We start from the raw sequence: 21,548 nt of genomic DNA, 5'->3' as shown, positions 1-21,548 counted from the left end.
TTTCCGTTAGATGAACACGCTTAAGATACTATTTCCAATTTGTTGAACCCATGCTAGTGCAATCCCATGGGGAATACCAAAAATGATTGTGCTAACCCCCGGAATAAAGATCAGTAATAAGAGAATCCACGGCCCGTAGACTTCATAATTGTAAAACTTTCCATCCCAACTCCGTGGAGACAAAAATCGCAGTATTTTGTAGCCGTCCAATGGCGGAATCGGCAAAAGGTTGAAGATAAAAAGAGCTGTATTGATCAATACAGAAAATCGTAGTGTCAGATCAATTGCATAAGCCACTTTTTCTTGCATTCCTACTAGTACTCCGGAATTAATTACTACGAAATACACCATGTAAAACAATACCGCGAGTATCAGGTTAATTAATGGACCTGCAAATGAAACGTAAACAATCCCTAATCGCTTGTTCCCACGGAAATGCAGAGGGTTGATCGGCACTGGTCTCGCCCAACCAAATGGACCAAACAGAATGAGAATCAAACCAAACGGATCAATATGCGGGATTGGATTTAATGTTAAGCGGCCCTCCGATTTCGCCGTATTGTCACCCAGCTTCCAGGCGACAAAGGCATGTGCCCATTCATGCAAAGTGAAAGCGATAACGAACGCAATCAAACGAAACGGTACCGTTTTCCAATCAAAATGAAAAAGATCCATTGCTTCCTCCAATCATGCGAGTTCAAAAAGTCATCTTTTTGAACAACCCCAGATAAAAATCGTCTATCTTCTAGCATACCAGCAGATAGATAGGCTTACAACCCCATTCCAGCTTGACCCAGCATACATCCTGACGAAAAAACACCGACAAGGTTTCCCCTCATCGGTGTTCATGAAGCTTTTATTCGCCTACTTTTACTGTACCCATTTTATCGCCTTGTTTGATTGCATCAACGTGTTCCATACCGGAAGTGACGCGACCAAATACTGTATGTACGCCATCGAGGTGAGGGAAAGCATCATACAAGATGAAGAATTGGCTTCCGCCTGTGTCTTTTCCTGCGTGTGCCATGGACAGGTAACCGCGCAGATGCTTGTGTGGGTTTCCTTTTGTTTCACATTTGATGGTGTAACCAGGACCGCCTGTACCTGTACCGTAAGGGCATCCGCCTTGTGCTACGAAGCCAGGGATAACACGGTGGAAGGACAGACCGTTGTAGAAGCCTTCGTTAATCAATTTCTCAAAGTTTGCTACTGTGCCCGGAGCTTCTTGATCGAACAGCTCCAGCTCGATTTGGTTACCATTTTCCATGGTGATGAGCGCTTTTTTCATATGTTGAACCTCCATACCTTGTAAAGTTAACGTACCCATTCTACCATGGAGATCGATTGACGTCCAATTTATCCCTCGATGCGGATCTGCTCTTCGCCAGGCAACTCACAGTCGGTTATAAAAACAGTTCCCGCCTTCGCCTTTGCCACCATTTTCACGTACGCTGCCTTCTCTGCAACTTGTTTTGCACTGGTGTACTTCCCTGCATAGAGGACGACACCTGCCATCGACATCGAGAGCTCCTGACCGTCCCCCATTCTGCGCTTTTCATAAATGTCCGAAAAATACGGCGTAAAAGCATCCATGATAAACAAGACGACATCATTCGCACATTGTGCTGTCGTAATCAGGATAAAATCATCTCCACCAATATGCCCAATGAAGTCAGACCCGCTTCCGTACCATTTCGAGGCTTCCCGCAACAAGTTCGCGGTTCGAACGATAATCTGATCCCCTACTTCAAACCCGTAGCGGTCGTTAAACCATTTGAAACGGTCGAGATCACAGTAGATGACCACCTGATGATCATTCCGTTTCAGCCGTTGATTCAATTCCCTTTCAATCTGCACATTCCCCGGCAATCCAGTCAGCGGATTGGCAGAGCTCGCCATCTCGAGTTTAATGGAAGCCATTTTGTCCAACAGCTTCTGCACGGTAACGATGCCGATGTACTCGCCATTCTCATCAATAATAATGACCACATCATACAAATGATAAGCATCTCTGGCCATTGCACGCTTCGCTACCTCATCCAACTTGTCGTCTTTGGTAGCTTTGAGCGGGTTCGTATTCATGATTTGAGAAACGGATCTTTCATAATATAGCGCGATTCCGTATTGACCACCGAGAATTTGATACAGGGAAAACCGCATGACAAGTCCAACCGGTATACCTTTCTCTAGCACTACCACGCTTTCAATCCGCTGATTTTGTTCGAAAATCTCATGGATGCGTCTTACTTTCACGTGTTTTTCAACACTGATTGTCTTCGCCAAGATTTCCGTCATAGCCGGTGTGGGCAGCACTGGTTCCGCTTCTTGCTCAATCCGCTTTTCCATCGTAAACCGCAGAAAGTTCATAGCCGTTCCACATAGCTGCGCCATCCCTTTGTCCGGCTTACCTAAATAGTAACCCTGTCCATAGATGACACCGACGTCCATGAGCGTTTCCAGCTCACGCTCCGTCTCGATCCCTTCTGCTATGATTTTGCAGTTTACCTTGTCAGCAAAGGATACAAACGTCTCCAACAACGCCTGCTTAATCGGATCGACATCAATATTGCGGATCAATGACATATCAAGCTTAATAAAGTCTGGGTAAATTTCTGTAATCGATTCCAAGCTGGAATACCCTGCACCCGCATCATCTACGGCAATCATATAGCCCTGCTTGCGGTATTCCTCGATGATTTTTCGAAAAGCAGCGTAATTCGTAATCGCGTGGCGCTCTGTAATTTCAAAAACAATGTTTTGTGGCGTCAGCTGATACTCTGCCAAAAGCATCTGCACTTTGCCACGTAGCAGAAACGGATCGTCAATCGCCCGTGGATCCAAATTGATAAATAATTTTTCATGTGGCTTCAGGTAGCGTATATGCTCCAATGCCCGCTTGCGACATATATGCTCCAAACGAAACACCGTATCCGTCTCTTGCGCATAATTAAACAAAGCAGCAGGAGTTGCAAAGAGGCTGTTGACCGGCCCTCGCGCCAATGCCTCCCATCCTAAAGCTTCGCCATTTGGCAAATGAATGATCGGCATGAAGTGCATCTGAACATTTTCTTCTGCAAGCAGCTTGTGAAATTGTCTGATGTGCGTATATTTTTCGGAGGTAATCCCATATTTGGCCATATGAACAGCATGTTTGACAGAGGTATACATCTCTTTTACGATATCTTCTCCGATGATTTCCGCATAGCCGATATGGACACGAAGCTCCTCACGATTAACGAAGCTCACTTGCCGATTTAACTGTCGTTCAGCCAACTCCTGAAAATGAATCGAGAGCATTTGACAGTCTTCCTCACTCATCATTTTCGAGAAGGAAGTGTAGATCGCAAAATCATCGCCCCATAGCTTTTGAATCGCGATGATTCTCCCTTTGATTTCAAATGCTTGACGAGCTACAGCTGGCAAAATGCTTTCAAATATATGAAGCACTCTCTTGGCACTCGTATCGCCGTAGCGATGCTCTACCTCTGTCAGCTTGACGATATCTATATAAAACAGGACGACTTTCTTCTCTCTCTCCACCTCTTGCCGAATCATCGCCTTCATCCATTGGCGTTTATCCAACGAAATATAGGGTATTCGTCGAAACCGCTTCATAAGAGTCGACAACATGATGAATCGCTCCCCCTCACCCTTCCATTATGCCGAGCAAACATTAAGCAATCATGAATGGGAGATGAAGGAAATACAAAACCTTCCCAAACGATCGGGAAGGTTTGTGCATTTTTTATGAAGTTTAGCGCATAAGCTGCGCGCGTTTTGGCAAAACATCGTGACCAACTACTTCTGCGTACGTTTCGCGTCGTACGACCACTTCTGCTTCTCCGTCCTTGACAAATACAACAGCAGGACGAGCGATTCGGTTGTAGTTGTTCGCCATCGAATATCCATATGCACCTGTGCTTGGGACTGCGAGAATATCGCCCGCCTGCGCTTCTGGAAGCCTTACATCCCAGATGAGCATATCACCTGACTCGCAGCACTTCCCTGCAATGGAAACCATCTCGGTAGCAGGTGCATTCATTTTGTTCGCAATTGCTGCTTCATATTCTGCATCGTATAAAGCTGGTCGCAGATTGTCTGTCATGCCACCATCGACCGCAATATATTTTCGGACATTTGGAATGTTCTTTTGCGATCCAATTCGGTACAAGGTTGTCCCTGCATCCCCTACAATACTCCGACCTGGCTCGATCCAGATCTCAGGTAGAGGAATCGCAAGCGCTGTGAGCTCTTGGCGAACGATATCTGTAATGGCTTTGATATACGTGTCCGCTGGCTGCGGTGTATCGCCTTCTACATACCGAATACCGAAGCCGCCTCCTACATTCAGTACTTCTGGCAGGAATCCAAGCTTTCCTTTTGCTTCGCCCAACAGTTCTGTCAATCGTTTGACAGCGACGAGGAAGCCTTCTGTTTCAAAAATTTGTGAACCAATATGGCTATGAACTCCTAATAAATGGAGATGATTGCTTTCGTGAGAGAATTGAATCGCCTCAAGAGCCTGGCCGTTTTGCACGTCAAAGCCAAACTTGGAGTCGATCTGTCCTGTAGAAATGTATTCATGCGTATGAGCTTCTACACCCGGTGTGACACGCAAGAGAACGGAGACTTTTTCGTTCCGCTCTTCGGCCAATTGCGCCAAGATGTACAACTCATAAAAGTTGTCCACAACGAAACAGCCAATTTTGGCGTCTAGTGCCATGATTAACTCATCACGAGATTTGTTGTTGCCATGAAAATGGATGCGTTCTACGGGGAATCCAGCTTGCAGAGCCGTATACAATTCGCCGCCAGATACTACATCGAGTGACAAGCCTTCCTCTTCAACCAACTTACACATTGCCATCGTGCAAAAAGCTTTGCTCGCGTAAGCAACCTGGAAGGAAAAACCCGTATTGTGAAACGCATTGACAAAATCCCGGCATTTGGTGCGAATTTGTTGTTCGTCATACACATATAAAGGTGTTCCGTAAGTAGCAGCTAACTGTGTCGTATCACAGCCTCCGATTTCCAAGTTTCCTTGTTCATTCACTCGACTTGTCCCGTGTAAGTACATGTTTCGTTTCCTCCCCAATTCATTCGCACCGATGATGTATATAGACAACCTGTTATAGAGAAAGGCAACCAACGAGGAGCGTCAGTTGCCATACAGAAACTTTTGTTCGTAAGGCTTCCCTACAATTTACTACAAGGTTGTGCGTTTGACAATGGGTGAAGTCAACCGTTTTCAGAATATTATTGCCGAGAGGAATTTTGCGCGCGAACGATACTCGGCCTGTTGTTTTTCTTTGGCACAGCCAGCCGTACCACAATATCCTTCATCCCTTTGTAGTTGAATGGAATGAACGGCCATAAGTAAGGCGTATTGAGCGAACGGGTAGAAGCCAAGAAAATCAGGATGATCGTAAGTCCGATCATCAGTCCAGGTGTAGAGAAAAAGCCCACCATGAGAATGAGAAACAAACGAATCAGTCGATTGGCCAAGCTCAACTCATAACTGGGAGTCGCATACATCCCGATTGCCGCCACTGCCAGATACAAGATAACCTCGGGTGCAAGGAGTCCTACCTTTATCGCCACATCCCCGACCAGAATCGCGGCCAATAAACCTACGGCAATCGAGAGGGGCGCTGGCGTATGAATGGCGGCCATCCGCATCAAATCCAGTCCAAGCTCAGCGATCACGAATTGTGCCAAAATAGGAATGCTCCCCATCTTTTTGATCCCCAGGAAGTGAAGTGGCTCCGGTATCATAGAAGGGTGCATGACCAAAAGCAACCAGATCGGCAAAACAAAAACAGAAGCAAAGATTCCCAAAAAGCGAACCCAGCGCAGATAAGCACCGATTACCGGTGTTTGTCGATACTCCTCCGCATGCTGTACATGATGAAAATAAGTGGCGGGTGTGATCATGACACTCGGCGAAGTATCCACATAAATCAGTACATGACCTTCTAATAAATGTACTGCGGCTACATCGGGACGCTCTGTGTATCGAACCAGCGGGAAGGGGTTTAACGTTTTTCCTATGATAAATTCTTCGACGGTTTTTTCTGCCATCGGTATCCCGTCAATCTGGATATTTTGTAGACGCTCTTTCAACGTATGGACCAGCTCTTCATTTGCTACATCATGCAAGTAGGCGACGGCAACATCTGTCTTGGTCCGCTCCCCAATCTGCATGATTTCGAAGCGGAGCCGTTCGTCACGAATCCTTCGTCGCGTAAGAGTTGTATTGGTTACGAGCACTTCTGTAAAGCCGTCATGCGCTCCGCGGACGATTCTCTCCGTATCTGGCTCCTGCGGTGTGCGATTCGGCAGGATTTTGGCATCGAGAATAATGGCGTGGGGAGATCGGTCAATGATCAGCCCTACTTGACCGACGAGCAATTTATCAATAAACTCGTCAGTCGTTTCTACCTTGCTCAGTTGGTAGAAAGGGATGAATTTGTGAAACAAATGGTCGAAAGCGTTATCAGCCAGATCCCGCTCACGCACATCGTTCAGCTCACGCATGACCTGCGAAATCAGTAAGCTTTCTGCGAAGCCATTTATGTAATACAACAACATTCGTGTATGACCCACATAAAAGTCATGGACTCCAATATCAAAGCTCTTACCAACACCGAGTCTGTCGTTCAAATACCTCTGATTCTCTTCAAGATAAGTCGAGATGGGATGCCGTTTTTCCGTGACCTGTGCCATGAGCGCCGCTCCTTTCCATTATCCATTGCACCGCTCTCGTTGTGATGGGACAACCGTTTTGCAAACTATCCCTCCCTTCCATTTTGCCTATATCTCCAATGCCGATGACATTTGGTACATGCAGGGAATTCAAGATGTCTACGGTATCTCCATAAATATGATGCTGAAGTTGCTCGTCTGCGTACCCGTCCTTGTCCACCGCTTCATCTACAATTTGTCCTTGGTTATTTACAGAATAAGCGACTGTCGCACCATTGACCCAGTGTGTATTCGAGGCTACTGCAATTGCACCGATTACTTCGATATCAGGATGCTTCACCACGTATTCGAGTGCTCGTTCTCCTCTACCCTTGCCGTAATCTCCATTGTCATCGAACATGACGATGACAGGATCATACGGTGTCATTTTAATGAGTTCGACCATCTGATTGCCTCGTAATGGAGTCGGATTCCCGGCAGACAGTGATATACATCGCCCCCCAAATTGCTTAGCGACATTCTCGATAACTTTTTGGGCAATATGATCTCCGTCTGTCACCAATATGACTTTCCGGCGTACTGTGTCCATGCTGGGTCACCGCCTTTTACTGCCTGGACTTACCCTTTGGGTTTAAAGATGAGTGAGGCAAAAAATCCAAATGCAATCGCGGCCGATATACCCGCACTCGTGACCTCAAAAATCCCCGTTGCCACACCGATCAACCCATGTTGTTCGGCCTCGCTGATAGCTCCGTGATACAAAGAATGACCGAAGCTCGTAATCGGTACAGTCGCTCCTGCGCCTGCGAAATCAATAAACTTGTCATACACGCCGATAAAATCGAGAAAAACTCCTGCCACGACCAGCGTACTCATGACATGAGCAGGCGTTAGCTTGCCAACATCCAGAAGGAGTTGACCCACTACACAAACCAATCCCCCTACGACAAAAGCAATCAGGTACTCCATCATTTTCCTCCCTCAAGTGCAACCGCATGGGCGATGCACGGTATCGAATTGCCCTGCTGAGTGCTTACCGGGCTTAATAGTGCTCCCGTGGCGCAGATCAACACGTTTTTCAGTAACCCACGGTTGAGCTGATCCATTATGTAGCTATAAGTGACTACTGCACTGCTGGCACAACCGCTCCCGCCTGCAAATACATCCTGATCGGGGGAGTATATCATCAATCCGCAATCATTGTAGACTTGATCCATGTCGTATCCTTCTGTCAGCATAAGCTCCTTTAAAATCGGATACCCGACAGCTGCCAGGTCACCAGTCACGATCAAATCATAGGACTGTGGAGAGCGCCCCGTATCTTGAAAATGCGTCTGAATCGTCGAAGCAGCTGCTGGCGCCATGGCCGTCCCCATATCAAACGGGTCTTTAATCCCCATGTCCACTACTTTCCCCATCGTTGCATACGTAATGCGCGGACCATTTCCCCCTATCCCGACCAATCCCGCGCCAGCTCCTGTCACTGTCCACTGAGCGCTGGGCGGCTTCTGGCCTCCGTATTCCGTAGGATAACGATACTGCCTTTCTGCTGTGGCATTGTGGCTACTGCAAGCAGCAATCGCCTTGTTTGCATAGCCTGCGTTTACCAAAGCCGCCGCATTTGCCAGTGTAAGCATTGAGGTAGAACAAGCGCCGTACATGCCCAAAAGCGGAATCGTCAACTTTTCTGCTGTAAAGTTGGTGGTGATGTTTTGATTCAACAGATCACCCGCAAGAATGATATCCACATCCTTGCCCGTGATCCCCGCCTTTTGCAACAATGTGTTGACTGCATCCTCCATTAACTGGCGTTCGGCGTCTTCCCACGTTTGTTGGCCTGCATACATATCATCGTGGATCTTATCGAACAAGTGCGCCAGCGGCCCTTCTCCTTCTTTTGGTCCCACAGCAACTGCCGAGCTTTGCAGGCGAACATTTTGATCAAAGTGCCAAGTTTGCCGATTGACTCGTTTCACAGGTGGATTGTTTGACACTGACAGCCCTCCCTTAGAAAAACATGTTGATCAGGCTCTTTAATATTCCTGCAACGAAAGCAGCAACAACCCCAAAAACAATGACCGAACCAGCGAGCTTAAACATATTTCCCCCAACGCCAAGCACAAACCCTTCGCTCCGATGTTCAATGGCAGCAGAAGCGATCGAATTGGCAAAGCCTGTAACAGGCACGGCTGATCCGGCTCCAGCATACTGCCCGATATTGTCATACACACCTAAACCTGTGAGCAAAACGGATAAAAAGATGAGTGTCGCAACGGTCGGATTGCTTGCCGTTTTCTCCGTAAATCCGAAGAAGGTAATATACATATTTTGAATGGCCTGACCCAACAAACATATGGTCCCTCCTACCCAGAAAGCACGAAACGAGTTAAGCAGAACATTTCGTTTGGGCTGGAACTTGGAAGCCTGCTGTTGATACAGTTGTTTGGTCATCTGCATCGATCCGGGGTTTTTGGATTTTGTTTTGGTTGCCATGCCCTTTCACTCCCTTTGTAAGCTTTCTTCCTATATCCTTCCTTTTTCTAAAGATGCCTATGAATAGTGGTATTTACCATTTCACAGATGGAGCAACCATTGCAATAAGGAACCTGTCACTTTCCCCAGCACCACTGCCATCAACAGAAAAAGAAGACTGCCGTCCATGTGGATTCGCTTTGCTAATATCGGAAAGACGTTCAGTACCTCAGTTAAGCCTGCGGCGAGTGTCCCCACAAATATCCCTGCAAAGATCCCGTAAAGCGAAGAAACAATAACGGGCAATTGAACACCCCAATGAAAAAAATCAATAAACGTAAAAAAAAGCGCTCCGGCCACCAGAGCCCATTCCAGCGAGCGGATATACCGATGAGCATTCGTTAATTGTGTCAACCTCGGAATGATGTCCAGAACGGTAATAAACGCGACCAGCCCGCTCCCTACTGCAAGCCCTCCACCCAGCCCGATCAAAATAAGCAACAAGCACTTGATGACGCTCATTTCTTCGTCCGTTGGTTTTCCTTGTTTTCATTTTGTATGTAGTATTGATCCAGGCTTTGCTGATACATAAACAATTCCACTTCAAGCGGACTAGGTTCCTCGTTGATTTTTTTCTGAAAGATATGATTGAAAAACAGAATCATCCCCAAGCCGATTCCGATAGAGTATGGGATTTGCATCCACAAAGGCTGATGGCTTTTTTCACCTGTAATCAAATAGTAGATTCGTTCGTGAACCTGCATCATGCTGACATCCGTATGGAAATTCATGATCGCCAATCCTGAGCCAATGAACAACAGAAGCCACACCAATGCCACTAAAATCGGATTTGATTTCTTACGTGGATTGAGTACTTCCACAATGATTTGGGGTGCACCCTGGACGTCCAGTTCCACATCAGGATAGACAGAACGCAATCTTTTAATCACCTGCATAATATCGATAATGATCAAATTGCCATCCGTTGGCTTCGTCTGGTAAATGGGCATCCGCTTTAACGCTTCCTCGCGCTCTCCATCCCAGTAAAGCTGGCAAATGTCCCCAAGCGTAATCATAGCTTGTGGCTGTATGGCCAATCGCTTTCTCAGGCGCAGAAACAACGCGTCATTCATGGTACCTTCCCCTTCCATCACATACCTGATTATTCGCTAGTATGTGCCTCGCCACAAAACCCATGCAAACAAACGGAAATGATCGTTCTGTTTAATGAAAACTATCGAGATGTTTTTCACAAAACAAAACACCCCAGCCACGTAGTGACCGGAGTGTTTGCATCTGTTAATGCTCAATTTGCTCTTTGATCGTTTGCAAAATGCGCTTCTCAAGGCGCGATACCTGTACTTGCGAGATTCCCAGCCTCTCCGCTACTTCTGACTGCGTCTGATCCTTGTAGTAGCGCAGGTAGACAATGAGTTGTTCCCGCTCGCTCAATCGACTGATCGCATCCTTGAGCGCAATTTTTTCAAACCATTTGTTGACCCCTTCATCCGCAATCTGATCGATCAAAGTAATGGGGTCCCCGTCATTTTCAAAAACCGTTTCATGGATGGAAGAAGGTGCCCGATTCGCTTCTTGCGCAAACACGACTTCTTCTGGCGTAATCCCCACCACGTCCGCAACCTCAGCAATCGTGGGTGCGCGACCGAATTGCTTGTACAGCTCATCCTTTGTTCGTCGTACCTTATTGGCTGTTTCTTTGAGTGATCGACTTACCTTGACTGTACCGTCATCACGTAAGAAGCGTTGAATTTCTCCGATAATCATCGGCACAGCATAGGTTGAGAATCGAACATCATAGGAGAGATCAAACTTGTCTACGGCTTTCAAAAGGCCAATACAACCGATCTGAAACAAATCATCCGCTTCGTATCCACGGTTGATAAAGCGCTGGACGACGGACCAGACCAGCCGAATATTGCTGTTGACTAAAAGCTCTCGTGCCTCAGTGTCGCCAGCTTGGCTTTTGGCGATTAGCTCTTTTACTTGGTCATTGGTCAGAAATGGTTGACTCGCGTTTTTGATATCGGCACCCATAGGCACTACCCCTAATTTTGCAAGGCTTTGGCAAACGCTAGGCGTTTGGTGAGGCGCACAGTTGTTCCTTTACCCACAACCGTTGCCACTTCCAAAGAGTCCATGAAATTCTCCATAATCGTAAAGCCCATCCCAGAGCGCTCAAGCTCTGGTTTCGTCGTATAGAGTGGCTGCATAGCCTGCTCCACATCCTCAATTCCACGTCCATTGTCTTCTACAATCAGATCAATACTGTCCTCTTGAATTCGCACAGAGATCTGTACCACACCCTCTGGATTTTCGTCATAACCATGAATAATGGCATTGGTAACAGCCTCGGATATAACGGTTTTGATTTCTTCCAGCTCGTCCATCGTAATATCGAGTTGAGAAATGAAGGCTGCGACTGCTACACGTGCGAATGCTTCATTTTGGCTCAATGCTGCAAACGACACTGACATAAAGTTACGTTGTACCATCATTACGCCACCCCCAGAACATGCAAAGCATCCGCTTCGTTTTCGCGAAACTTGATTACCTTGAATAACCCGGACATCTCAAATATTCGATAGATCGTAGGATTGATCGAGCAGACATACATTTCTCCAGATCGGGCAGAAATCTGCTTGTATCTTCCCAAAATAACCCCGATACCAGAGCTGTCCATAAACGTCAAATCAGCCAGACTCAGCACAATATGGCGAATCGTAGAGGTACGCAAAAGATCATCCGCCTTCTTGCGCAACTCCTCTGCCGTATGATGATCCAGCTCACCCTGCAAACGGATCACCAGCACATCCTGCCGTGTCTCCATCGCGACTCGTAAACTCATAGCTGACACACTCCTTCTCCCTTGATAGAAACTCTCTTTCTTCCTCGGCGAAACCAATTCCTGCCAGCCGACAAAAGAACAAAAAAATCGAGCAGCCGCGCCATTCCATTCGGGGCAACTCGATTCTTTTCGCGCTCATGCTGTCTGTCAGTAGCTAATCAAAACGCTCTTGGTGGTTCGCTTGAGAATCTCCCACATGTTGGCTTTATCTACCTGATCTTCTGGGAACAGATCGATTCGGTTTACTTCCTTGCCATCTTTCGTTCGGATGAAAATGTGGCCAATTACTTGGTCTTTTGCTATAGGTGCGTGAACCGCCTCATTGATGACAATTTCCTTCTGGAAGGTATCGGCCGATTCTCCTTTTTTCATTAACAAACTAACCGCATGTGGTGTCACCGCATTGATTTGCGGTTTCTGACCTTTATCTACAACGAGTGCGCGCACTGCTTCTCCCTTTTTGTACATCGGCATCACCTGAAAGTGTGTGAATGCGTAATTGAACATGGTCGAAACCTCATTGTTACGCGTTTTTACATCAGGCTCACCCATGACGACTGCAATGACACGCATGTTGTTGCGTTTGGCTGTCGCTGTTAAACAGTATTTCGCTTCGCCTGTGTACCCTGTTTTCAAACCGTCCACCCCTTCATAAAAACGCACCAGCTTGTTCGTATTTACAAGCCAGAAGGGGCTCTCTGTATCTTTCCGCAAATAGTCTTGATACGTACCGGTGAACTTCGTGATGCCATCGTGCTTTAAGAGCTCACGTGACATGATCGCAATATCTGCTGCCGAAGAGAAGTGATTCGCGGCTGGAAGTCCATTGGAGTTGACAAAATGCGTATTTTTCATACCGAGCTGCTGTGCTCGTTCATTCATTCGCGCGACAAAACTCTCTTCTGTCCCAGCCAAGTGTTCAGCCATCGCTACAGAGGCATCATTCCCAGAAGCAATCGCAATCCCTTTCAACATGTCCTCTACCGTCATTTCTTCACCAGGCTGTAGAAAAATTTGCGACCCGCCCATTGATGCTGCTCTTTCACTTGTTCGAACCTTATCGGTAAGCTTAAGCTCTCCCCGCTCCACCGCTTCCATGATCAAAAGCATGGTCATTACTTTGGTGATACTGGCGGGTGGCATTTTTTCATTGGCGTTCTTTTCATACAAGACTGTTCCCGTATCCGCTTCAATCATCACTGCGGATGAAGCTAGTGGGGCAAAATGATTGTCACCCTTTTGCTGTCCAGCCTTTTCTTTGGCAACAGCCATCGGAGAAAAGATGGTAAAGCACATAACGAAGCATAGAGCGAGGTATCCATTCCGTTTCATAGCAGTCTCTTCCCTCCATTCATGTTTTTATTCTCACCATCATGAAAGGAAAATATTCACACAAAAACGGCAAGATTATCTTCTCGAAAGACATCCGGTTACACAAAAAAATCCCTTCCACTACTCGCAGAAGGGACACTTTCTTAAATGACGAATCGGCTCACATTTTGAGTTAACTCGTCCGCCATTTTTTTCAATTGTTCTACGTTTTCATTAATGCGTGCAATCGAATTCAATTGTTCATCCACTGTCTCTACCACACCTGAGATGGAATCACTAATTTCATCCGACATGGTGGCGAGACGCTGCATGGAGTTCGTCACAACCTGATTACCTGCGGCCATCTCTTCCGAGGTCGCCGTCATCGATTCGCTTTGCTCTGCGGCCGATTGAATCTCTGCCACGATATTTTGGAAAGCAGTACCCACAGACTCTACAGACTGCAAGCCTCCACTCACCATGGTAACGATCTCGTCCATATGCTTGCTCATATCCATTGCCTCATCATTGATCGAATGGGCAATAGCAGCAATACGCTCAGAGAAGGAGCTGCTTTCCTCTGCGAGCTTGCGAACCTCGCTGGCTACAACCGAGAAGCCTCGTCCAGCATCTCCAGCACGGGCAGCTTCAATGGCTGCATTCAGCGCCAACAAATTCGTCTGCGATGCAATACTCGTAATCATTTCGACGATACTCGTAATTTCACGAGCACGATCACGAAGATTGTGCATTTGCCCAGCAGTACGTTCTACCTCACTAGTGGCACGTCTTACCGTATTGATTACGTTCCCCACTAATTCCATTCCGCCTTGCGCTCTCTCAAACGTACGGGTCGTAGCAACCGATGTTGATTCGGCAGCCACAGCCACCTGTTCAACGCCTTCCGATATTTCCGAGACGGTATTGGCCGTCGCTTGCACTTCATTTGTCTGCGTAGAAACGCGTTGAGCAATCGTTGAAATATTATCCGTAATGACGTTAATGGCTCCTTTGTTCTCTTGCGCAAATAGAGTCAGCTCATCTGTCGCTACGTTCAGTTGTGTAGCTTGTCCCTGTACAAGGGCAATCAGCTTGCGAAGTTCAGCCGCCATCTCATTCATTTTGCGCCCAACCATAGCCAGCTCGTCATTGCCGTTTACTTTTACGTTGATATTAAAATGTCCGGCGCCGATTTGATCCATATCCCGGGCTATCGCGAACAAGGAAAGTCGAATCCGCTTCGCAAACCACCAGATCGCCCAAACCGAGAGTCCGATGATCGGCAAGCTGAAGAGCACGAAGTATAGCCACATTCCGTCCACCTCGCCATACACCTCGTCGGTTCCCGTGGACAAAACTACATTCCATTTCAACAACGGTATTGGTGCAAAAGCTGCAAATGAATCAATACCATGATCCGAGTACAATAAGCTATTGCTTGTCTCATACTGCATCAGGGCAAGCATCTCTTCATAATCTTTGTCACCAGCTAGCACGAGCTTGTTGTTGTTATTCGGATTTTGATGAGCTACAACCAAACCATCTTGTCGAACGACAAATGCGTAGCCATTCTCCATGAAAGAGATCTCAGGAATTTTTTGAATCATTTGGTCAATTGTAAACCCAACAACGAACAATCGGCTCGTATCATCTGTCTTTTCCCCTATGGGTGTCGCAATATAAAGAAAACTCTTGTTGCTGCCTTCAACGATTTCTTCATCAGAAATGACCAAGGATTTCGTAGTTAGTGCTCTTTGGAAGTATTGCTTTTGCTTGAAGTCAATCTCATTGGTCCCGGTCAAGGAATACAGGGATTTCCCGGTAGCCGTGTCGATCAAATAGATTCGGGATACTTCTTTATGTGCCTGGCGCAATAGAGTAAACTGCTCCATGATAAGCGGCTGTAGCTCTGTCATCATCACACGTTTGGTTGCCGCCGATTTCGTGGAGTTCACAATTGCTTTTATGTCATCTTCTATGCTATTTGCATGCTGGTCAGCCAGCATTTTCGCCTGGTTAGAGGTAATGCTGAACAGCGTTGATTTCGAGAAGGAAAGAGCTATGTATTGCAAAGAACCGATAATAATAAGTACAAGAATTAGGCCAAACACAATCATCTTTGTAGCAAGAGAGCCTTTTAGCTTTTCCGTTGCTACTTGGCTAGTCAAATTTACTTTTTTTAAGAGATTCGAAATTCCCTCCTTCTTGTTCCATCGTGGCGACAAAAATTTACTCATGCTACTTGCCCCCTTTATCGCTACTACAATTTTCCAGTGCAAGAACTCCGAAAAAATACCCCTGAAAAAACTGCCTCTGGGTACAATACCCATTTTTTTCAGAGGTAAAACCTCCCTTATGAAGGGAAACGAGTTCCGGGCTGCACGAGTAGCCTCGGAACTCGTTATTTGTAGTTGATTTAGTTATACAAATGACAAGCTGCGAAATGTCCTGGCTCTACTTCTTTCCATACAGGTGCGGATGCAGCGCATTCCGGCATTGCTTTCGGGCAACGAGTACGGAAATGGCAACCGCTTGGTGGGTTCATTGGGCTAGGTACATCGCCTTGCAATACAATGCGCTCACGGTTACGCTCAACTTCTGGGTCTGGAATCGGAATCGCAGACAACAGCGCTTGCGTATACGGGTGGAGCGGCTTTTCATACAAAGCATCGCTTTCTGCCAGCTCAACCATTTTACCCAGGTACATAACCGCTACACGGTCGGAAATGTATTTTACCATGGACAAGTCATGGGCAATGAACATGTAGGTCAAGCCCATTTTTTCTTGCAGCTGTTCGAGCAAATTTACAACCTGTGCTTGTACGGATACGTCCAAAGCAGAGATTGGCTCGTCACAAACGATGAATTTTGGCTCTACTGCCAATGCACGGGCAATTCCGATACGTTGGCGCTGTCCGCCTGAAAACTCGTGTGGGAAGCGGTTCATATGCTCAGGATTCAAGCTCACCAAGGAAAGGAGCTCCTGGATGCGTTCTTTGCGCTTTTGACCAGTCGCCAGGCCATGAATATCCAGTGCCTCGCCAATGATATCCCCAACTGTCATACGCGGATTCAAGGATGCGTAAGGGTCTTGGAAAATCATTTGCATGTTGCGGCGCATCGCCTTCATTTCCTGCTGGTTCAAATTCATGATGCTCTTACCTTCAAACAGGACGTCCCCTTCAGTCGCATCATACAGTCTCAAGATGGTACGACCGGCAGTGGACTTTCCACAGCCTGACTCTCCTACTACGCCCAATGTTTCTCCACGTTTGATCTCAAACGAGATATCATTCACAGCTTTCAGAGTATTATCGCCAATAGAAAAGAACTTTTTTAGATTACGTACTTCAATTAAATTTTCACGTTTATCCACTGATATCCCTCCTTCTACGTTCATGCACGGTTCTGAGCAAGCGGATGCTGAAGCCAACAAGCTGCTCGCTGAGTCGTGCTGACGTCGTTCAGCTCAGGATCGATCTCTTGGCACACACGCATCGCTGATTCGCAACGCGCAGTGAATCCACAGCCAACTGGCGGACGCAGAAGGTCTGGCGGCGTACCAAAAATCGGTGTCAGTGGCTCGTCACGGTTCAAGTCAAGACGTGGTACCGAGCGAAGCAAGCCTTTGGTGTAAGGATGTTGCGGATTGTAGAAAATATCGTCAACTGTTCCTGTCTCGATCACTTTTCCTGCGTACATAACGATGACGCGTTCACACATCTCAGCAACAACACCAAGGTCATGCGTGATCAAGATAATGGAAGTGCCTGTTTTCTTTTGCAATTCTTTCATCAGGTCCAAAATTTGCGCCTGAATCGTTACGTCCAAAGCTGTCGTCGGTTCATCCGCGATCAACAGCTTCGGCGAACAGGCGAGAGCGATCGCGATCATCGCACGTTGACGCATACCGCCAGAGAACTCGTGTGGATATTGCTCCACACGTTTCTCAGGTTGCGGAATACCAACCATGGTCAACAGCTCAATGGCACGATCACGTGCTGCAGCTTTCGACATGTTTTGGTGCTTGATCAAGCCCTCGGTAATTTGGCTACCGATGGTCATGGTTGGGTTCAAGGAAGTCATTGGATCTTGGAAGATCATCCCGATATCTTTACCGCGGATCGATTCCATTTCTTTTTTCGACTTCTTGACGATATCCTCGCCATTGAAGAGAATTTGCCCTTGTTTAATTTCACCTGGAGGCATCGGAATCAGCTTCATGAGGGTTTGAGCGGTTACGGATTTACCGCAACCGGACTCCCCTACAATCGCTACAGCCTCTCCGCGGTTGACGTGAAAATTCACACCGCGGACTGCTTTTACTTCACCTGCATACGTATGGAAGGATACATGCAGGTCTTTTACATCAAGAATGCGTTCCATTACGACGATCCCTCCTATTTACGCAGGCGTGGGTCTACTGCATCGCGCAGACCGTCACCGAACAAGTTAAATGCCAAGATGGTCATGGAAATAAAGATTGCCGGGAATGTCAAACGCCATGGATAGTACTTCATGGCCGGCAAGCCCTCATTGGACATCGTTCCCCACGATGCAATTGGTGCCGAAACCCCTAACCCGATAAAGGACAAGAAAGATTCTGCGAAAATCGCGGAAGGTACAGTCAAGCTCAATGTAACGATAATTGGACCCAAAGCATTAGGAATCAAGTGTTTGAAGATCAGACGGTTGGCGTCAGCTCCAAGGGAGCGTGCTGCCAGTACAAACTCTTGGTTTTTCAATTGAAGGATCTGACCACGCACAATCCGGGCCATACCGATCCATCCCGTTATCGTCAAGGCAAGAATAATCGTTCCAACACCAGGCTCTAATACAACCATCAACAAAATAACAACCAGCAGGTAAGGAATTGCAAACAAGATATCTGCGAAACGCATCATCAATTCATCTACTCTTCCACCATAGAAACCTGCGAGACCACCCCAGATCACACCAATGATCAAGTCAATGAACGCTGCGGCAAGACCTACTTGCAGAGAGATACGTGCACCGTACCAAATACGCTCAAATACGTCACGACCTAGGTCATCTGTGCCAAACCAGTGTTCAGCAGACGGCTTTTTGTTCTTGCCAGCCAGATCCGTCGTAAAATAATCTTGTGGAGTTAGCCATGGGACCACAATGGCACATACGATCAACGCAGCAATGAAGATCATAGAAATCATTGCGACTTTATTCATTCTCAAACGACGCCAAACGTCAGACCAGAAAGAGAGACTTGGGCGCTTGATTGCTTCCGCTTGACGAAGGTCAACGGAAATTGGCTCGAAATGTTCTTTAGTCAAGTTTTGCACGTGTCATTACTCCTTTCCTGCGTCCGAAAGTTTGATCCGTGGGTCTACCAAGGTGTATGCGATGTCAACAATCAGAATCATCACAACAAGGATCATGGAGTAGAACACGGTCGTACCCATGATTACCGTATAGTCGCGGTTTGTAATGGACAAAACGAATTCGCGACCAAGACCAGGAACACCGAAAATACGTTCAATAACGAATGCACCTGTCAAAATACCGGCAATCAGTGGACCCAGGTAAGTAACAACTGGCAAGAGCGCATTACGGATTGCGTGTTTTACTGTAATGGTAAAAGTGTGCAGCCCTTTTGCTTTTGCTGTTTTGATGTAATCTTGACCCATAACTTCAATCATATTGGAACGCGTCAAACGCGCGATAAATGCCATCGGTGATGCGGCGAGTGCCAATGATGGAAGGATGGTGTATTCGAATCCTTCCCATTTCGCGATTGGAAACCAGCCCAAATTAATAGCGAAAATGTATTGGTAAAAGGACGCCAAAATAAAGCTTGGTACCGATAATCCCAAAACGGCGATGACCATCGCGGAATAGTCTTGCCATTTATTATGGTTTAGCGCTGCGATAACCCCTAGCGTAATCCCACCAAAGATAGCGAGCAATAAAGCTTGTGCACCCAAGTGAGCAGAAACTGGGAAACCACGATTAATCATGTCATTAACAGTTGAAGATTTCTCCGTAAACGATGGACCGAGCTCCCACGTTACTACACCCTTCAAATATTCAAAGTATTGTTCGTGCAACGGCAGGTTCAGCTTGTACTTTGCCTCTAGTGCTGCCTTAATTTCCGGCGGGACCTGCTTCTCGGATGTAAATGGACCACCTGGTACTGCTTTCATGATGAAGAAGGTGGCCGTTACAATTAAGAAGAGCGAGATGAGCATAAAAATGATGCGCTTACCGAGATAACGGATCAACTAACTTACCCCCTTGTAGATTTTTGATTGCTTTCACGTCCCATGTTTACACTGCGGAACGCTGCCGACACAGTGTAAAAATCGGCTGTGTAAATAACCCTTAGATCTCTTGCAGTAAAGCTTCTCTCTCTATTTTCTCTTTGCTGGCAATCATGCCAGCTGGTATTTATGGGAAGGGCTTGCATAGCAGAGGGTATATGAGCAACCATATAACCTCTGCTGCAAATCCCGTTTCCTTCGTTATGAAATTACTCGATGTATGCGCCTTTCCAATCCACGTCACCCAGGCCAGTTTGGTGAACGCCTTTCACTTCTGGCTTCTGTACCCAAGATTGCGTGTAGAAGTAAATTGGCATGATTGGCATTTCATCCATCAGGATTTGTTCTGCATCTGCCAAAATTTTCTTACGTTTCTCGAGGTCTGATTCCTGAGCGGATTGGTTCAACAACTCTTTATATTTTGCATTTTCCCAACGCGTATCGTTGTTTCCACCCATTTTATCTTTGTAAAGCTCCAGGAAGTTGATTGGGTCATTGAAGTCACCCAGCCAGCCCATCCGTCCAATCTGGAAATTACCCTCATGCATATCTTCCAGGTAAACTTTCCATTCTTTGTTCTCGAGTTTCACATCTACACCGAGATTTTTCTTCCATTGGTCTTGGATGGCCTCAGCAATCTTCTTGTGAGCCTCAGATGTGTTGTAGGACAACGTAATCGCTGGCAACTTGCTCATGCCAACCTCTTTCAGTCCCTCTTCCAAAAGCTTTTTCGCGTTTTCTAAATCTTTGTCTTTGAAGTAGCCGTTTGGATTCAGCACCATGGATGGAGGTACAGCGCCTGTTGCCGGGATTTGACCCGTTTGGAGAATGTTGTCGATCAAGGCTTGGCGATCGATCGAGTAGGCAAATGCTTTTCTCACTTTAATGTTATTAAATGGCGGCTTTTCGGTATTGAACTTGTACCAGTACGTACCAGCGATTGGATTTGTTTGAATCTTGCCTTGATCTTTCAATGCTGGAATCGCATCTGTTGGCAAAGCACTCATTGGTGCGCCAGCCCAGTCGATTTCGCCATTTTCGAACATGGAGAGCTCTGTATTTTCGTCTTCTACCATGGAGAATTCGATTTTTTCGAGCTTTACATTGTCTTTATCCCAGTAATTTTCGTTCTTCACGAGCACCATCTTGCTCTTGTGCTCCCAAGATTCGATTTTGAAAGGTCCGTTACCGACGTGCGAACTTGCTTCGGCTGCCCACTTCGGATTTGCATCAATTACTTTTTTGTTAACTGGGAAGTAGGTACGGAATGCGAGCAATTCCAGGAAGTATGGAGTTGGATTCTCCAGCTTAACTTCCAGCGTCTTATCGTCAAGTGCCTTCACACCTACTTCATCAAGCTTTGCTTCGCCCTTATTTGCTTTTTCACCATTTTTCACGTAGTACAGCTGATATGCGTAGTTGGAAGCTGTTTTTGGATCGAGAGCACGCTTCCAAGCATATTCAAAGTCATGTGCAGTTACAGGATCACCATTGCTCCATTTCGCTTCTCTGATTTTAAATGTGTAAGTGAGCTTATCATCAGAGACTTTGTAGCTCTCAGCGGCAGCTTCATGTGGCTTATCGTCGGTACCAATGCGGGTCAAGCCGTCAAAGGTTGCCAAGATAATCGCGCCTGAAGTCGTGTCCTCTGCGAGTCCTGGATCAGTTGTAGGTGGCTCGGAGTGCAGGTTCATCTTTAGAACTTGTGGCTTCTTCTCAGCAGCTGGTGTTGCAGGCTGTGAAGGTGCTGGCGTTGCAGGTGTTCCTCCTGCCGGTGGAGCGGCAGCTGGTTGTCCTCCTCCGCACCCTGCCAGGGCGGTTCCTAATACAGCAATCGAGCTCACAAGTGCAAACATATTCTTTTTCAACGCAATAACCCCCAGTACGTTTTTCTTTTT

General features: G+C 46.7%; 21 protein-coding genes. All 21 read right to left on the bottom strand.

Annotation, left to right across the window (positions count from 1 at the left end):
• Nucleotides 1-6: 6 nt before the first annotated feature.
• Nucleotides 7-675 carry a site-2 protease family protein gene (locus HP398_RS00965; protein ID WP_017248064.1) on the bottom strand — a complete coding sequence of 223 codons (669 nt, stop codon included), beginning with the start codon at nt 673-675 and terminating at the stop codon, nt 7-9.
• 181 nt (nt 676-856) lie between these two features.
• Nucleotides 857-1,288, bottom strand: a complete 432-nt coding sequence (locus tag HP398_RS00960) for a peptidylprolyl isomerase (RefSeq protein ID WP_017248063.1) — start codon at nt 1,286-1,288, stop codon at nt 857-859.
• Nucleotides 1,289-1,356: 68 nt separating this feature from the next.
• On the bottom strand, nt 1,357-3,630 hold the full coding sequence (locus HP398_RS00955) for a GGDEF domain-containing protein (protein ID WP_017248062.1): 2,274 nt from the start codon (nt 3,628-3,630) through the stop codon (nt 1,357-1,359).
• 124 nt (nt 3,631-3,754) lie between these two features.
• The gene (lysA, locus tag HP398_RS00950; protein ID WP_173621584.1) at nt 3,755-5,077 is read right to left on the bottom strand and encodes a diaminopimelate decarboxylase; all 1,323 of its coding nucleotides are present in this window, start codon (nt 5,075-5,077) and stop codon (nt 3,755-3,757) included.
• Nucleotides 5,078-5,256: 179 nt separating this feature from the next.
• Entirely contained in the window at nt 5,257-6,726 is a 1,470-nt protein-coding gene (locus tag HP398_RS00945) for a spore germination protein (protein WP_017248060.1), read from the bottom strand.
• Nucleotides 6,680-7,294: a stage V sporulation protein SpoVABEA gene (gene spoVAEA / locus HP398_RS00940; protein ID WP_017248059.1), complete on the bottom strand. Its 615-nt coding sequence runs from the start codon at nt 7,292-7,294 to the stop codon at nt 6,680-6,682. Before spoVAEA ends, HP398_RS00945 begins: the two co-directional genes overlap by 47 nt.
• A 29-nt stretch (nt 7,295-7,323) precedes the next feature.
• Entirely contained in the window at nt 7,324-7,674 is a 351-nt protein-coding gene (gene spoVAE / locus HP398_RS00935) for a stage V sporulation protein AE (protein ID WP_007724093.1), read from the bottom strand.
• Nucleotides 7,674-8,699 (bottom strand): stage V sporulation protein AD, encoded by a 1,026-nt coding sequence (gene spoVAD, locus HP398_RS00930; RefSeq protein WP_173621583.1) that lies wholly within the window; start codon nt 8,697-8,699, stop codon nt 7,674-7,676. The genes spoVAE and spoVAD overlap by 1 nt, the downstream gene beginning before the upstream one ends.
• Nucleotides 8,700-8,712: 13 nt before the next feature.
• A complete protein-coding gene (spoVAC, locus tag HP398_RS00925) occupies nt 8,713-9,198 on the bottom strand; it encodes a stage V sporulation protein AC (protein WP_017248057.1) in 486 nt (161 codons plus the stop codon).
• Nucleotides 9,199-9,279: 81 nt separating this feature from the next.
• Nucleotides 9,280-9,699 carry a stage V sporulation protein AB gene (locus HP398_RS00920; RefSeq protein WP_017248056.1) on the bottom strand — a complete coding sequence of 140 codons (420 nt, stop codon included), beginning with the start codon at nt 9,697-9,699 and terminating at the stop codon, nt 9,280-9,282.
• Nucleotides 9,696-10,310 carry a stage V sporulation protein AA gene (locus HP398_RS00915; RefSeq protein WP_017248055.1) on the bottom strand — a complete coding sequence of 205 codons (615 nt, stop codon included), beginning with the start codon at nt 10,308-10,310 and terminating at the stop codon, nt 9,696-9,698. Before HP398_RS00915 ends, HP398_RS00920 begins: the two co-directional genes overlap by 4 nt.
• Nucleotides 10,311-10,476: 166 nt before the next feature.
• Nucleotides 10,477-11,232, bottom strand: coding sequence for an RNA polymerase sporulation sigma factor SigF (gene sigF / locus HP398_RS00910; protein ID WP_017248054.1), 756 nt, complete (start codon nt 11,230-11,232; stop codon nt 10,477-10,479).
• Between the two features lie 11 nt (nt 11,233-11,243).
• On the bottom strand, nt 11,244-11,693 hold the full coding sequence (gene spoIIAB / locus HP398_RS00905; RefSeq protein ID WP_007724107.1) for an anti-sigma F factor: 450 nt from the start codon (nt 11,691-11,693) through the stop codon (nt 11,244-11,246).
• Complete coding sequence (gene spoIIAA, locus HP398_RS00900; RefSeq protein ID WP_007724108.1) at nt 11,693-12,043, bottom strand: anti-sigma F factor antagonist; 351 nt, start codon at nt 12,041-12,043, stop codon at nt 11,693-11,695. The genes spoIIAB and spoIIAA overlap by 1 nt, the downstream gene beginning before the upstream one ends.
• Nucleotides 12,044-12,190: 147 nt before the next feature.
• Complete coding sequence (locus tag HP398_RS00895; RefSeq protein WP_017248053.1) at nt 12,191-13,375, bottom strand: D-alanyl-D-alanine carboxypeptidase family protein; 1,185 nt, start codon at nt 13,373-13,375, stop codon at nt 12,191-12,193.
• A 143-nt stretch (nt 13,376-13,518) separates the two neighbouring features.
• Nucleotides 13,519-15,591, bottom strand: coding sequence for a methyl-accepting chemotaxis protein (locus tag HP398_RS00890; protein WP_173621582.1), 2,073 nt, complete (start codon nt 15,589-15,591; stop codon nt 13,519-13,521).
• Nucleotides 15,592-15,770: 179 nt separating this feature from the next.
• On the bottom strand, nt 15,771-16,730 hold the full coding sequence (locus HP398_RS00885) for an ABC transporter ATP-binding protein (protein ID WP_026043036.1): 960 nt from the start codon (nt 16,728-16,730) through the stop codon (nt 15,771-15,773).
• A 20-nt stretch (nt 16,731-16,750) separates the two neighbouring features.
• Complete coding sequence (locus HP398_RS00880; RefSeq protein ID WP_026043035.1) at nt 16,751-17,740, bottom strand: ABC transporter ATP-binding protein; 990 nt, start codon at nt 17,738-17,740, stop codon at nt 16,751-16,753.
• 14 nt (nt 17,741-17,754) lie between these two features.
• Nucleotides 17,755-18,672 (bottom strand): ABC transporter permease, encoded by a 918-nt coding sequence (locus HP398_RS00875; protein WP_017248051.1) that lies wholly within the window; start codon nt 18,670-18,672, stop codon nt 17,755-17,757.
• Nucleotides 18,673-18,678: 6 nt separating this feature from the next.
• Complete coding sequence (locus tag HP398_RS00870) at nt 18,679-19,611, bottom strand: ABC transporter permease (RefSeq protein WP_017248050.1); 933 nt, start codon at nt 19,609-19,611, stop codon at nt 18,679-18,681.
• Between the two features lie 248 nt (nt 19,612-19,859).
• Nucleotides 19,860-21,518, bottom strand: a complete 1,659-nt coding sequence (locus HP398_RS00865) for a peptide ABC transporter substrate-binding protein (protein ID WP_173621581.1) — start codon at nt 21,516-21,518, stop codon at nt 19,860-19,862.
• Nucleotides 21,519-21,548 lie beyond the last annotated feature (30 nt).

Origin of the sequence: Brevibacillus sp. HB1.4B (genome assembly GCF_013284285.1) — a bacterium.
GTDB classification, from domain to species: Bacteria; Bacillota; Bacilli; order Brevibacillales; family Brevibacillaceae; genus Brevibacillus; species Brevibacillus porteri.
Note: the sequence above shows the minus strand (reverse complement) of the source record. Positions and strands in the feature narration are given on the sequence as shown.

What these genes read in the sequence shown, in the direction of transcription:
- HP398_RS00960 (WP_017248063.1), bottom strand. Translation starts at nt 1,288, where the DNA reads ATGAAAAAAGCGCTCATCACCATGGAAAATGGTAACCAAATCGAGCTG.
- HP398_RS00880 (WP_026043035.1), bottom strand. Translation starts at nt 17,740, where the DNA reads ATGGAACGCATTCTTGATGTAAAAGACCTGCATGTATCCTTCCATACG.
- HP398_RS00955 (WP_017248062.1), bottom strand. Translation starts at nt 3,630, where the DNA reads ATGTTGTCGACTCTTATGAAGCGGTTTCGACGAATACCCTATATTTCG.
- spoVAC (WP_017248057.1), bottom strand. Translation starts at nt 9,198, where the DNA reads ATGGCAACCAAAACAAAATCCAAAAACCCCGGATCGATGCAGATGACC.
- HP398_RS00890 (WP_173621582.1), bottom strand. Translation starts at nt 15,591, where the DNA reads ATGAGTAAATTTTTGTCGCCACGATGGAACAAGAAGGAGGGAATTTCG.
- lysA (WP_173621584.1), bottom strand. Translation starts at nt 5,077, where the DNA reads ATGTACTTACACGGGACAAGTCGAGTGAATGAACAAGGAAACTTGGAA.
- HP398_RS00945 (WP_017248060.1), bottom strand. Translation starts at nt 6,726, where the DNA reads ATGGCACAGGTCACGGAAAAACGGCATCCCATCTCGACTTATCTTGAA.
- spoIIAB (WP_007724107.1), bottom strand. Translation starts at nt 11,693, where the DNA reads ATGATGGTACAACGTAACTTTATGTCAGTGTCGTTTGCAGCATTGAGC.
- spoIIAA (WP_007724108.1), bottom strand. Translation starts at nt 12,043, where the DNA reads ATGAGTTTACGAGTCGCGATGGAGACACGGCAGGATGTGCTGGTGATC.
- sigF (WP_017248054.1), bottom strand. Translation starts at nt 11,232, where the DNA reads ATGGGTGCCGATATCAAAAACGCGAGTCAACCATTTCTGACCAATGAC.
- HP398_RS00915 (WP_017248055.1), bottom strand. Translation starts at nt 10,310, where the DNA reads ATGAATGACGCGTTGTTTCTGCGCCTGAGAAAGCGATTGGCCATACAG.
- spoVAEA (WP_017248059.1), bottom strand. Translation starts at nt 7,294, where the DNA reads ATGGACACAGTACGCCGGAAAGTCATATTGGTGACAGACGGAGATCAT.
- spoVAE (WP_007724093.1), bottom strand. Translation starts at nt 7,674, where the DNA reads ATGGAGTACCTGATTGCTTTTGTCGTAGGGGGATTGGTTTGTGTAGTG.
- HP398_RS00895 (WP_017248053.1), bottom strand. Translation starts at nt 13,375, where the DNA reads ATGAAACGGAATGGATACCTCGCTCTATGCTTCGTTATGTGCTTTACC.
- HP398_RS00920 (WP_017248056.1), bottom strand. Translation starts at nt 9,699, where the DNA reads ATGAGCGTCATCAAGTGCTTGTTGCTTATTTTGATCGGGCTGGGTGGA.
- HP398_RS00965 (WP_017248064.1), bottom strand. Translation starts at nt 675, where the DNA reads ATGGATCTTTTTCATTTTGATTGGAAAACGGTACCGTTTCGTTTGATT.